Genomic DNA, 12,799 nt, shown 5'->3' with positions numbered 1-12,799 from the left:
ACCCGTCTGCAAAACCTTTCTATAGAGGCCACCATTGGTGGCATCGCGCCACAGACAAGGTTCTTCATGAAAAAGGCGTTGATTACCGGCGTGACCGGACAGGACGGCGCATATCTTGCGCAGTTCCTTCTGAGCAAGGGATATGCGGTTCACGGGATGGTTCGCCGGTCTAGCACAGCCGACGTCAACGATGTCAGGCTGCGATGGCTCGGCATCGACAAGCAGGTACGGCTCCATGACGGGAACCTGTCGGACCTGTCGAGCATCATCCGCATTCTGCGCGAGGTGGAGCCCGACGAGGTCTACAATCTGGCCGCGCAATCTTTCGTCAAATCGTCCTGGCAGCAGCCTCTCTTGACCGGAAACATCACTGGGCTGGGAGTCGTCAACGTACTTGAGGCCATCCGGCTGACCTGTCCGGCCGCCCGCTTCTATCAAGCGTCCTCCTCGGAGATGTACGGGCTGATCCAGGAGCCCGTGCAGACCGAGACGACACCCTTCTACCCGCGCTCGCCCTACGCGGTGGCCAAGCTCTTCGGCCACTGGATGACGGTGAACTACCGGGAAAGCTTCGGGCTGCACGCATCGAGCGGCATTCTGTTCAATCATGAATCGCCGTTGCGCGGCATCGAGTTCGTGACGCGAAAGGTGACGGACGGTGTGGCCCGCATCAAGCTCGGTCTGTCTTCTGAACTGCGCCTCGGCAACATCGATGCAAAGCGTGACTGGGGCCATGCGCGCGACTACGTCCGGGCGATGTGGCTGATGCTTCAGCAGGACACACCCGACGATTACGTCGTCGCGACCGGCCGGACGGTGACGGTGCGCGATATGTGCCAGATCGCATTTTCCCATCTCGATCTGGATATCGACAGGCACCTGATGATCGATCCGGACCTGTTCCGGCCGGCCGAGGTTGAGATCCTCCTCGGTGACGCGTCCAAGGCAAAGGCGAAGCTCGGCTGGGAAGCGACCACGCCGCTGGAGGCGATGATCCAGGAAATGGTCGAGGCCGATCTGGCCCGCCTGCGCGCCCAGGGCGCCACCCGGCAGTGACGGCATCCGCGTCCCGTATCCTGGTGACCGGAGCTGGCGGGTTCGTCGGCTCGCTGTTGGTGCGGCAACTCGCGGCGAAACTCCCTGCGGGATCTACCTTGTTCGCCGCGGGACATGAGGGCGATGGCGGCGCGATCGTGCCGCTGGCCCTGGACGTGACCGATGCCAAAGCCGTGGAGGATACGCTCCGGTCGGTCGCGCCGAGCTGCGTCATGCATCTGGCTGCTGTCTCGAGCTTCCATCTCGCTAGGCAGAACCCGCGCCGCGCCTGGGACGTCAATCTGTACGGGACGCTGAACCTGGCCGACGCGCTGCTGAAGCACGCTTCGGATGCCATCCTCGTTTTCGCGGGCACGTCGGAAGCCTATGGAGAGGCCTTCAATCAGTCGGCTTTGCCCCTCGATGAGCGTGCGCCGTTGCTGCCTCGCAATCTTTATGCTGCGACCAAGGCCGCCGCCGACCTTGCGCTAGGCCAGATGGCCTACGATGGTTTGAAGACGGTTCGGTTCCGGCCGTTCAATCACACGGGCCCGGGCCAGGGCGCCGATTTCGTCGTGCCCGCTTTTGCCGCGCAGATCGCCAGGATCGAGGCTGGAATGGCGCCGCCTGTGATCGACGTCGGAAACCTCGACGCCCAACGCGACTTTCTGGACGTGCGCGACGTGATCGCCGCTTATGAAGCGGTGCTTCTCGGGGGCGCCTGCGCGTCCGGTGCTGTCTTCAATGTCAGTTCTGGCCAGCCACGCCGCATAGGTGATGTGCTTGATGACCTTCTCGCGCTGTCGAACCTCGCGATCGAGGTGAGGGTCGATCCCGCTCGCCTGCGTCCCAACGAAGTGCCGGTCGTTTCCGGTAGCAGCGCCCTCGCCAGGGAGGTTCTGGGCTGGGAACCGAAGATCGCTTGGCACAGGACGCTCGCCGATGTGCTGGACGGATTTCGTGGACAAATGGCCTCGGAACGGTCCTGAGTGCCACATTGAAATGGCGGGGCGTTTTGCTCTCTACCTGCCTCATGATATCGCGTCGTGCCGTTTTGGACATCGTAATGCTCGACCGCTCCCCGCTTCCGCTCGTCATCCTCATGCCGGTCTTCGAGGACCGGGCGAGTGCGCGGCAACTGATCGCCGATCTCTCTACCACCTGCCCCGTAAAGCCGTTTATTGTCGCGGTTGAGGATGGTTCGCTCAACGATGTCATGGGGGCCGCCGACATCGCCGCCGCCGGGCTCGAGGGCGAGGTGGTGCACCTCGCGCGCAATATGGGCCATCAGCGCGCTATTGCGGCAGGCATCGCCCACGTGGCCACCACGCTCCATCCGGAGATGTTGGTGGTGATGGACTCCGATGGCGAGGACGTTCCGGCCGCGGTGCCCGAGCTTCTCGCTGCACTCGCGGACCCGAAGGTCGACGTCGTCGTTGCAAAGCGCCGGCAGCGCTCGGAGAGCCTGCAGTTTCGTGCGTTCTATGCGGTCTACCGTCGCCTGTTCAAATTCCTGACTGGGCGTGGAATCCGCTTTGGAAACTTCATGGCGATGACGGGAAAGGCCGCCAGCCGGATGGCCGCGATGCAGGAAACCTGGGTTCATTTCCCTGCGGCCGTCATGGTCTCGCGGCTGCGCATGCGCCCTGTCCCCACGGATCGCGGAAAGCGCTACTTCGGCGTTTCGCGGATGAATTTCGTCTCGCTCGCCTTGCACGGCATGCGCTCGATCATGGTGTTCGCCGAGGACGTGCTGGTGCGCGTCGGCGTGCTGTGTGTCGCGATGATCGTGATGGCGTCCTTGCTGCTGGGCGTGGCGACCCTGCTGAAACTGATAGGCTGGGCCACGCCGGGCTGGTTCTCGACGGCCTTTGGGATTCTCGTCATTATCCTGCTCCAGGCCGGTATCCTGAGCTTCGTGACGTTGATGGTCTCAGGAATCGTCAAGGGGGCGGCACCTCTCAGGCGTGCTGACCTCGATCTCATAATCGAGCGCGTTGAGCCGACTGCCCCTGTCGGTGGGGCGTGACTGCGTCATCGGCGGATGGTCGAGCCAGCGGCGCGCGCACGATCGCGCTTTTCGTCGTGAATGGGCTTGCGGCGACAGGCGTGCATTACGCTACGCTCCTGTTGCTGCTCGAGGTGGCGAGGGTGCCTTCCGCCGGCCTGGCGAATGGCCTCGCCAGCATCGTTGGCATCACGGCCTCTTATCTCGGTAACCGGCTGGTGGTTTTCCCATCCACCGCTTCGGCAAAGGCGACGCTGCTACGCTTCCTGACCCTCTACGCTGCGCTCGCCGTCTTCTACGCCGGCTTCCTGGCGATGTGGAGCGACAGGCTTGGGCTTCCCTATGGCTGGGGCTTCATCCTGTCGACGGGTATCGCGGCGGCCATGAGTTATCTGGGCAATCGCTATTTCGTCTTCGCCGGCCCTGCGAACGCTCCCGGAACGCAGGCGTAGTTCGCAGGTGCCGAGTTGCGGAACGGGTCCGTCAGGTCGTCGGTATAGACGCCCATGATCTTGCGATGCTTCGGTAGGAACGTCGTCCGGTAGAACCGCGTCACCTCCGCAATGAGACGGCCGCGCTCGGTCAGCTCGACGCATCCCCCGTGGATGGTGATCGTGCCGGATTCCAGCTGTTCGGTCAGACGGATGTCGACCAGCCGGTGTTCCTTCATATACTCGTTGACGAAGATGCCCGGGAAGGCGTCTTCCCGGATCGCGCCGCCGCGCTGGGCGAGCTTCTCCAGGATGTACATCGACAGCGAGCGGTCGATGACGGTCGGCACGCTGATGGCATACCCGCCTGCAAGCGACAGCCCGAGCACGACGCACAGCGTTGTCTCCAAGCCGTTCAACGGCAGTTTGCGGCGAAGCAGAATGACGAGCCCCAGAAAGATCGCGCCGGTCAAGAGTGCATCCATCACGGTCGAGTAGAGAACGACGCCGACCGGGAAGAACCGGAAGTGGATGCCGTTCAGCAGTAGGAAGGCCGCGAGGTAGGCGCCTACCAGGGCGAGAGCCGCGAATGCCTTTTGCATAGCCTGTCCTATCCCGGTCACCGGGGTTGCGACGGTGTCGAGCGCCTCTTAGGGCAAGCCTTCGGATGTGAAAACCAGGTGCCAATGATCAGGCGGCCTCTCCCGGTCCGGGCGAGTGAAGCCAATGATTTCGGTCCGAAAGATTGACTTTTACGAAGCACTCATCGCACTAGCCGCTCAAAGGTCGCCCATGCGTGAACGCACCTTGGGCGAAGCGAGGGCAGTTCGACCGATGTACCATACGACCAAGCGCGTGCTCGTGACAGGCGGCGCCGGATTCCTCGGCTCGTATCTCTGTGAAAGGCTTCTGGAGGCCGGCCAGGAGGTGATCTGTCTCGACAATTTCTTCACGGGCAGCAGGAAGAACGTCGCGCATCTGCTGGACGACAAGCGTTTCGAATTGATGCGCCATGACGTCACCGTGCCGCTCTATATCGAGTGCGACGAGATCTACAATCTCGCCTGCCCGGCCTCGCCGATCCACTACCAGTTCGACCCGGTGCAGACCACGAAGACCAGTGTGCACGGCGCCATCAACATGCTCGGCCTTGCCCGCCGGGTGAAGGCCAAGATATTCCAGGCCTCCACCTCTGAAGTATATGGCGATCCAACCGTTCACCCGCAGCCGGAAGAATATTGGGGCAACGTCAATCCGATTGGCTACCGCTCCTGCTACGACGAGGGCAAGCGCTGCGCGGAGACGCTCTTCTTCGACTACCATCGCCAGCATCAGATGCGAATCAAGGTGGTGCGCATTTTCAACACCTACGGCCCGCGCATGCACCCCAACGACGGGCGTGTCGTCTCGAACTTCATCGTTCAGGCCCTGCGGGGGGAGGACATCGCCGTCTACGGTGAAGGAAGCCAGACCCGCTCCTTCTGCTATGTCGACGACCTCATCGATGGGTTTGTCAAGATGATGGATTCCGCCGACGACATCACGGGACCGATCAATCTCGGTAACCCCGGCGAGTTCACTATTCGCGAGCTGGCGGAATTGGTGATCGAGCTGACAGGCTCGAGTTCCCGGATCGTGACAAAACCGCTTCCGCAGGATGACCCCAAGCAGCGCCGGCCCGACATCACCAAGGCTCGGCAAGTCCTGGATTGGCAGCCGCAGGTTCCTCTGCGCCAGGGGTTGATCAAGGCTATCGCCTATTTCGATAATCTCCTGAAGCAGGGCTGACCTCTATTGCGGTTTCAGCTCCGCTTTGCCGAGTTGATGCCACTGGCCGGGCTTGCCCCGTTCGGCGCGCTCCCGAGTTGAGGACTCATGAACGTCTACATCCGCCAATTCGTGATCGAGCTGCGGCGCAATGGGCTTTGGTTCGCGTTCAAAAAGGCGCTCGCCTTCTTATATCTGCGGGCTCTCGCGCGGCCGCCGAAGTTCGGCCTCCTGACGCATGACCCGCTGATCTCGGTCATCGTGGTCTCGTATAATTCGCAAGAAGATCTGCCGGCCTGTCTTTCATCCATCAAGCAGCAGAGTTATCCGAAGCTCGAGATCATCGTCGTCGAAAATGGGACGAGCGACACCAGAGGCCTGGTCGAGTCGATCGTTCCCGAAGCAAGATGGCTGCGTGCGCCGGGAAATGTCGGGTTCGCGGCTGGCAACAACGTCGGTTTGGAGGCTTCGCGCGGCGAGCTCATCGCTCTTGTAAACCCCGACGCCCGGCTTGATGACGAGTGTCTGTTCGAATTGCTCTGCGCCTTCAGGTTGGACGGCAACGTTGCGGTCGCAGCTCCGAAGACGCGTTTCTGGACACGTTTCGTCGATGTCCATCTGGAGAGCGACGCTGCATTCTCGATCTCCAGCGCGGAACTTGAGAGCCAGCTCAACTACAAGAAGCTCTTCATTCGCCAGGGCCGTGTCGATGGAGCCTCGATCGAGTCGCGGGTCGAAGACCGTCGCGATGGCGTTGCCAAGCATGCCGTCGTCCTGCGGCTTCCGATGGACGAATCCTGTGTGACTCTCAGGGCGATCGGTTCGAGCGCAATCAAGACGTTCACAACGGCAGTGGGCGCCTCGGTTCATCAGCCTAGTGAAGGGGGTATACCACTCGTGCTGTGCCTGCGGTCGCAGGATCATCCGGGCGCCGGGTGGGTCATCAACAACGCGGGCACCGGATTGCGCCGAGAAGGGCCATTCGATATCGGCTTCGGCGAAGAGGATGATTTTCGGTACGATACACGCGGCAAGGTCGCGGCTTTTTGCGGATGCGTCGCCCTCATACGCCGTGCCGCACTGGTCGGCCGTCCGATTTTCAGGCCGGAATTCTTCGCATATTACGAGGATTCAGAGCTCTCGCACCACTGCAGCTCTCTCGGCTATCGGGTGCATTATAGCCCTCGCGCGATCGCGTATCACAAGCATTCGGTCAGTTCGTCCGAGGGCTCTCCGCTCTGGACCACCTTGGTCCAGCGCTCGCGCCTGATCTACGAATTTTATCGCGGCACGAAAGGAGCGAAGGAACAGCTCGCCTCCTTTCTCGGAAAAACCGACCGATACAGTGCTGTCCCTTCCGGGCTTGCCGAGACGCTTAAGACTTACGATGCGATGATCGGCCAGCATGAGGCGGGAGGCCGGACGATAGGACTGTACAACTCGTACTGGAATACGATGGGGGGCGGTGAGGCTCATGCGCTCGGCTTGACGCTCGCCACCGCCAGGCCGGAGGACGAGATCTTCCTGATCTCCGAATCGGATTTCGATATCGACGAACTCGGCCGTCGCTTCGGCTACGACCTCGAACGGTGTCGGAAGCTCGTCATCTCCACCATGACGCGGGAGTTCACCGCGCGGTTCGACATCTTCGTCAACTCCACCTTTCGCTCGAATCTCGGCTCACTGGCGAAGCAATCCTTCTACATCGTCAGCTTTCCGCACCAGGAAATCAGGAAGGCGATGCTGAAGGACTACGTCTTCCTGCATAACTCCCGCTTTACGCAGAGCTGGGCCGAACGCTTATGGGGCCCGAACCGCGGCTTGGTCGTCTGCCCGACCTTTTCGGTCGCGGTTCCCGCGCCCTCCGTCTATGCGAAGAAGGAGAAACTAGCTCTGTCGATCGGTCGGATCACCAATCGAGGGCATGGCAAGAACCAGCACAGCATCATCGAGGCCTTCCGCGCGACGGCGGGGGACCCGGACTATGCCGACTGGCGGCTATGCCTCGTCGGCGGCTTCGATCACCGCGATGCGCGCGATGCAACCTATCTGGCGCGGATCACGCAGATGGCCGAAGGCGATCCCCGGATCGAGCTCTTGCCGAACTGCCCGCGGGCGATGGTCAACGACCTGCTCGCCAATTCCGCCATCTATATCCATGCGGCCGGGCTCGGCCAACCCGAAGACAAGCCCGAATACCACGAGCATTTCGGGATCGCGCCGCTGGAGGCCTGCCTGTTCGGCGCCTGGCCCGTCGTCTACGCCAAGGGCGGGCCGGCTGATCTGGTCAAGGATCTCGCGGCCGGCGACACCTATCGTGACTTTGATGAGTTCGTGGTCGTGCTTCGCAGCGCAATGCAGAAAGCGGCCGCAATCAACCACGAGGCTGTGGCTGCGTCGGCCCGTGCGTTCCGCGCCGGGAACGACACGCGTTTCCAGAGCTACCTCGCCGAAACGGCGAAACGCACATGATGGCCGCTCCAAAGGCAGCACCCGGTGGACTGCGCGCAGGCTTCGACGCGCTTTGGACCGGGCTCGTGAGTGCAGCCCTCGTCATTGGGTTATACTTCCAGGGGCTGCTTTTCTCGCTCGGCTCGTTTTGGCGCGACCCGTTCGATGGACGCCTGATACTCTGGATTCTCGAACATGGACGCCAGAAGCTGCTGCGGGTAGAGGTCGCGAGCTATTTCCAGTCGATCCAGTTTTTTCCCTATAAGAACTCGCTCGCCTTCTCGGACTCGCTGATCGGCATGGCGCCAATCTATACGCTGTGGCGCATCGGCGTCAGCGAGATCGTCGCGCTCAATCTGACCCTGATAACGGTCTTGGCCATTGCCGCCGTGCTGGTGGATCGTCAGCTGAAGGCGCTGGATCTCGCGCCGCTGGCGCGGGTGCTGGCGACGGTCGTGGCGCTCTCGAGCTTCCCGATGTTCGCGGTTATGGGGCATTTCCAGCTCTTCGGCCTGCTTTTCGCCCCGGTCGTCATGCTCCTGATCGCTCGCATCCTGCTCTTGGACGAGCGTGGGCTCTACCCCGAATTGTTCCTAACCACCGGGTTCGGCACGGCGATCGCCATGTACTTGCCCTTCATGCTGGCGTTCCTGCTCCTGCCGCTGGGAGCCATCTATTGGCGGCGCCTGCTCGCGCTGCCAAAGGCCATCACCCGCAAAGACGTGGCCGCCGCCGGCCTGTTCGGGCTCGCAATGGCAATACTCATGGTCCCCTATGTCAGGCTGCAGAAGGGCTTCGCGCCGATCCCGCTGCCGGAAGTCCAGTTCTACGCGGCCCGGCTGTCGTCTTTCTTCCTGCTGACGCCCGTAAACTTCCTTTATCCCAATCTCAGCCTGGAGCCGGGTGATTCGGAGCGCAGCTACTCGCCCGGCGCCGTCAGCATCATCTGCCTGCTGGCCGCCACGGTAATCGTCTTCCGGGCTCTCGCGCGAGCCGACGACGCGACGGCTCAGCGACGGTTGCGCCTCCTCGGCTTTGCTGGCCTGGTCTTCGTCATCGCCTGGGGCCTTTCGCTTGGACCCTATGTCGAGATCTTTGGCCATCGCATCATCAGCCCGGTCGGAGTTTTGCAGAAGCACATACCGGCCCTGCGCGTGATCCGTGCTCCTGGGCGCTTTTCGATCTTCTTCACGCTCCATTTCGCGTTGGTGTTCGCTATGGGTGTTTCCAACGCGTCGATTCGCGGGAAGATGTTGGCCCTGGCGCTGGTCTTCTGCGTGTTCCAGATTCCGCGGGCGGATCTGATCGCGAAGGAGGCCCGGATCCTGCGCGCCGACGCCTGTCTAAAAAAGCTTGGCAGCGGAGATGTAGCCAGCGTCGTGCCCCTGGCGAACGGCGGTCATCTCGACTGGATCAACGCGCGAATCGACCACATGCTTCTGATGCTGCCCTACAAGGCGCGTATCTTTGACGGCTATGGAAACCGCGACACGCCCGAACTTCAGCGCGTGACGCATATCGAGAGGTTGTTTCGAGGCGGCGAGCTGTCCGCTTCGGACTATCGCCGGAACCTGCTGGACTCGGGCGCGACGCACATCGTCATCCTGAATGACGCGGTATCCGACCAGGAGGCCGCGCGCTTCGATGCCGTCGCGCCTGCGACTTGCAGGACTCCCGCGGTTTCCGTGCACGCCCTGTCCCGCGCTCCCTGATGCATTCATTCCGCTGCCCACGCTGTCGATTGACGGTCACCCGAAGGGCGGTTATCACGCGGGAGGGGCAGTCTGGTAGTCTTGATGACGTATCGGCATCGCTATTGTCGGTTCGTGAACGAGCAACGTCGAACCGCAAAGCGTGCGGCTGTTAGACTATGGCGGTGAGGTTCTATTCTTGACAATAGCGAGAAAGTTTTCTGCTGCTTTCGCGCGTCACGTCGTCGAGAAGGTTGCGACCGCCACGATAGGGTCTCTGTTCGTTTCGGATGTTGGTCAACGCATCAGGCGCACGCTCTCGGCCAAGGTCACAGGCAACCCGGTCCCTGATGTTCGCGCAGCCGTCATCGCCCACGTCTATTACGTCGATTTGCTGAACGAAATTCTAGCGTGCCGCAAAAGTATCCCGGGCTCGGTCCCCCTGCACTTGACCGTCCCGACGGACCGGATCGACAGTGTCGCCAGTCGCGTCGCCGGGCTGGCGAATGTGCACCTCCACCCTTACGAGAATCGGGGACGCGACATCGCGCCTTTTATGGGCGTTTTGTCTTCCGGTGCGCTAGATGGGTACGATGCGGTTCTCAAGCTACATACGAAGCGCAGCCCGCATCTCATCGACGGCGAGACGCGCCGCAAACTGCTTTTCGCGATGCTCTGCGGTGAGCCCAGCGTGGCAACGAAGGTGCTGGCCGCGTTCGAAAACCCTGCGACGGGTATCGTTGGCTGGCGCTTCTGCTATCGAACAGGCCGGTCGTACTGGATGAAGAACGAAGCCCGCGTGTGCGCGATCGCGGCGCGAATGGGAGCCGACGGCGTCACGCGTCTCGGATTTTTCGAGGGTTCGATGTTCTGGTTTCGCCCGGCGGCTCTGGTCGCACTGCGCGAGCTCGACCTGACCTCCGAAGATTTCGAGCCGGAAGCCCGCCAACTCGACGGCACGCTTCACCATGCCATCGAGCGGTGCTTCACCATTGCAGCATGGGCGCGGGGTTACGTGGTCCGCGACCTGCGGGGGCGGGTGCTGCCGTAGCTCTCGCTTCGACGGCCGGCTTTTCGCGTCTTCAGAAACCGAAATCGTTCGCGACCTTGAGCAGATATTGCCCATAGTCGCCCTTCCTGAGAGTCTCCCCGAGCGCGGCGAGTTGCTTCGCCGAAATCCAGCCTTGTCTCGCGGCGATCTCTTCGGGGCAGGCGATGCGCAGGCCCTGTCGGCTCTCCAGCGTGCGCACGAACCCGCCGGCTTCCAGCAGGCTGTCGGGCGTTCCCGTGTCGAGCCAGGCGAAGCCGCGGCCCATGCATTCGACGGACAGCTCGCCGCGCTCGAGATAGACGCGGTTGACGTCGGTGATCTCGAACTCGCCGCGAGCGGAAGGCTTGAGGTTGGCGGCGATGTCGACGACCGTTTCGTCGTAGAAATACAGCCCCGTCACAGCCCAGCTCGATTTCGGCGCCTTGGGCTTCTCCTCGATCGAGATCGCCTTGCCGGTGGCGTCGAACTCCACCACGCCGTAACGCTCGGGATCGCGGACATGATAGGCGAACACGCTTGCGCCCTTGCCCCGCGCCGAGGCCGAGGCCATCATTTCCGGCAGGGTGTGGCCGTAGAACAGGTTGTCGCCGAGGATCAGCACCGAGGGCTGGCCGGCGACGAACTCGGCGCCGATGAGATAGGCTTGCGCCAGCCCACCCGGATGCGGCTGCTCGGCGTAGGAAAGACTCATGCCCCAGTTCGAGCCGTCGCCGAGCAGGCGCTTGAAGTTCGGCAGATCATGCGGGGTCGAGATGATCAGCACCTCGCGGATGCCGGCGAGCATCAGCGTCGAGAGCGGATAATAGATCATCGGCTTGTCGTAGACCGGCAGAAGCTGCTTCGACATCGCCAGCGTCATCGGGTGGAGCCGGGTGCCGGAGCCGCCCGCGAGGATGATGCCCTTCATCGTTTACCCCTGATCCTTGAGAAGCCGCTCGACGCAGGTCGCCAGTGAAGCACGCCACGCGGGAAGCACAACGCCGTGTCGCGCGGCGAGTTTGCTGCAGTTGAGCCGCGAATTGGTCGGACGTCGCGCCGGAGTCGGATAATCGGCCGTCGCAATGCGCTTGACCGCGACCGGCTTGCCGCCAAGGCGCTCGCGTTCAGCGAAGATCGCTTCGGCAACATCGGCCCATACGGCCTCGCCTGGGGCGCTCATATGGAAGACGCCCCGCAGCGTATCGTCCTGGGGGCGGGCAACAAGATTGCGCGCCACCGCGAAGATCGCATCGGCGATGTCGAGCGCGCTGGTCGGGCAGCCCTGCTGATCGGCGACGACGCCGACCTCGTCGCGCGTCTCGGCCAGGCGCAGCATGGTCTTCACGAAGTTCTTGCCGAAGGGGCTGTAGATCCAGGCCGTACGCAGAACGGCATGGTTCGCTGTCGCAGCGGCGACGGCCTGCTCACCGGCGAGCTTGCTCGCGCCATAGGCCGAGATCGGGCCGGTCACATCGTCCTCGCGATAGGGTCGATCGAGCGTCCCGTCGAAGACGTAGTCGGTCGAGAGCTGGATGACGGGAATGCCGAGGGCGGCGGCGGCGCGCGCCGCTTCGCCGGCCGCTCCCCCGTTGATGCGCATGGCGAGCTCAGGCTCGCTCTCGGCCTGATCCACGGCCGTATAGGCCGCTGCATTGACGATGACATCGGGCCTGGCCGAGCGCAGAGCCGGCGCGATCGTCCGGTGATCGGCGAGATCAAGCTCCGGGCGGCGCAGTGCGATGACCTCGACACCTGCCGGCACACGCTCCAGCATGGCGCGGACGACCTGGCCGGTCCAGCCGGTGACGGCGATGCGCAGGCCCATCATTCGAAAAAGCGCAGCATCTCAGCGAGGCGCGGATGCTTGCGGTCCTTGTCGGAGAGGGTGAGTTTGTCGGCCGGCAGGCGCCAGTCGATGCCCAGCGCCGGGTCGTCGAAGGCGAGGCCGTGGTCGTTTTCAGGCGCGTAGGGGGCGGTAACCTTGTAGAGCACCTCGGTATCCGGCTCGAGCGTGACGAAGCCATGCGCGAAACCGACCGGCACCAGGAGCTGCCTCCAGTTCTCGGCCGAGAGCTCAACCGCGACGTGCTTGCCGAATGTGGGCGAGGAGGCGCGGATGTCGACGGCCACGTCGAGGATGCGCCCGCGCGTCACCCTGACCAGCTTGTCCTGGGCGAAAGGCGGCGACTGGAAATGCAGACCGCGCAGCGTGCCGACCGGCGCCGAGAGCGACTGATTGTCTTGGACGAAATTGAGATCGAGCCCGGCCTCGGCGAACGCCTTGCGGCTCCAGGTTTCCGAGAAGAAGCCGCGATGATCGCCGAACTTCTTCGGCGTGATCATCTTGACGGCAGGGATCGCCATGTCCTCGACGCTCAGCATCGCT

12 protein-coding genes are annotated in these 12,799 nt (G+C 62.6%); 8 read left to right on the top strand and 4 right to left on the bottom strand.

Annotated elements, in window-relative coordinates; all coding sequences use genetic code 11:
* Window positions 1–66: 66 nt before the first annotated feature.
* From gmd to GY40_RS16485, 4 genes are all read left to right on the top strand, one after another.
* A complete protein-coding gene (gene gmd / locus GY40_RS16500) occupies window positions 67–1,056 on the top strand; it encodes a GDP-mannose 4,6-dehydratase (protein ID WP_038364538.1) in 990 nt (329 codons plus the stop codon).
* On the top strand, window positions 1,053–2,024 hold the full coding sequence (locus GY40_RS16495; protein ID WP_038364536.1) for a GDP-mannose 4,6-dehydratase: 972 nt from the start codon (window positions 1,053–1,055) through the stop codon (window positions 2,022–2,024). Before gmd ends, GY40_RS16495 begins: the two co-directional genes overlap by 4 nt.
* 77 nt (window positions 2,025–2,101) lie before the next feature.
* Window positions 2,102–3,064 (top strand): glycosyltransferase, encoded by a 963-nt coding sequence (locus GY40_RS16490; protein WP_081925505.1) that lies wholly within the window; start codon window positions 2,102–2,104, stop codon window positions 3,062–3,064.
* Complete coding sequence (locus tag GY40_RS16485; RefSeq protein ID WP_051988190.1) at window positions 3,061–3,495, top strand: GtrA family protein; 435 nt, start codon at window positions 3,061–3,063, stop codon at window positions 3,493–3,495. The genes GY40_RS16490 and GY40_RS16485 overlap by 4 nt, the downstream gene beginning before the upstream one ends.
* Here GY40_RS16485 and GY40_RS16480 read toward each other — a convergent pair.
* Window positions 3,447–4,076: a hypothetical protein gene (locus GY40_RS16480; RefSeq protein ID WP_051988189.1), complete on the bottom strand. Its 630-nt coding sequence runs from the start codon at window positions 4,074–4,076 to the stop codon at window positions 3,447–3,449. The two genes, GY40_RS16485 and GY40_RS16480, sit on opposite strands and share 49 nt — an antisense overlap.
* Window positions 4,077–4,266: 190 nt before the next feature.
* Between GY40_RS16480 and GY40_RS16475 the strand changes: the two genes are divergently transcribed.
* From GY40_RS16475 to GY40_RS16460, 4 genes are all read left to right on the top strand, one after another.
* A complete protein-coding gene (locus GY40_RS16475) occupies window positions 4,267–5,262 on the top strand; it encodes a UDP-glucuronic acid decarboxylase family protein (protein ID WP_248311202.1) in 996 nt (331 codons plus the stop codon).
* Window positions 5,263–5,349: 87 nt separating this feature from the next.
* The gene (locus GY40_RS16470; RefSeq protein ID WP_038364531.1) at window positions 5,350–7,713 is read left to right on the top strand and encodes a glycosyltransferase; all 2,364 of its coding nucleotides are present in this window, start codon (window positions 5,350–5,352) and stop codon (window positions 7,711–7,713) included.
* Complete coding sequence (locus GY40_RS16465) at window positions 7,710–9,404, top strand: hypothetical protein (protein ID WP_038364529.1); 1,695 nt, start codon at window positions 7,710–7,712, stop codon at window positions 9,402–9,404. Before GY40_RS16470 ends, GY40_RS16465 begins: the two co-directional genes overlap by 4 nt.
* Before the next feature lie 178 nt (window positions 9,405–9,582).
* Window positions 9,583–10,434, top strand: coding sequence for a rhamnan synthesis F family protein (locus tag GY40_RS16460; protein ID WP_197062765.1), 852 nt, complete (start codon window positions 9,583–9,585; stop codon window positions 10,432–10,434).
* A gap of 31 nt (window positions 10,435–10,465) precedes the next feature.
* Here the strand turns inward: GY40_RS16460 and rfbA are convergent, their stop codons facing one another.
* The 3 genes from rfbA to rfbC are packed head-to-tail and all read right to left on the bottom strand — an operon-like array spanning window position 10,466 to window position 12,795.
* Entirely contained in the window at window positions 10,466–11,341 is an 876-nt protein-coding gene (gene rfbA / locus GY40_RS16455) for a glucose-1-phosphate thymidylyltransferase RfbA (protein ID WP_038364527.1), read from the bottom strand.
* A 3-nt stretch (window positions 11,342–11,344) separates the two neighbouring features.
* Window positions 11,345–12,238: a dTDP-4-dehydrorhamnose reductase gene (gene rfbD / locus GY40_RS16450; protein ID WP_081925474.1), complete on the bottom strand. Its 894-nt coding sequence runs from the start codon at window positions 12,236–12,238 to the stop codon at window positions 11,345–11,347.
* Complete coding sequence (gene rfbC, locus GY40_RS16445) at window positions 12,238–12,795, bottom strand: dTDP-4-dehydrorhamnose 3,5-epimerase (RefSeq protein WP_038364525.1); 558 nt, start codon at window positions 12,793–12,795, stop codon at window positions 12,238–12,240. The genes rfbD and rfbC overlap by 1 nt, the downstream gene beginning before the upstream one ends.
* Between the last annotated feature and the right edge of the window lie 4 nt (window positions 12,796–12,799).

Source organism: Allobosea sp. UNC402CLCol (genome assembly GCF_000745475.1).
GTDB lineage: Bacteria > Pseudomonadota > Alphaproteobacteria > Rhizobiales > Beijerinckiaceae > Allobosea > Allobosea spartocytisi.
This window is presented reverse-complemented; position numbering and strand designations above follow the sequence as displayed.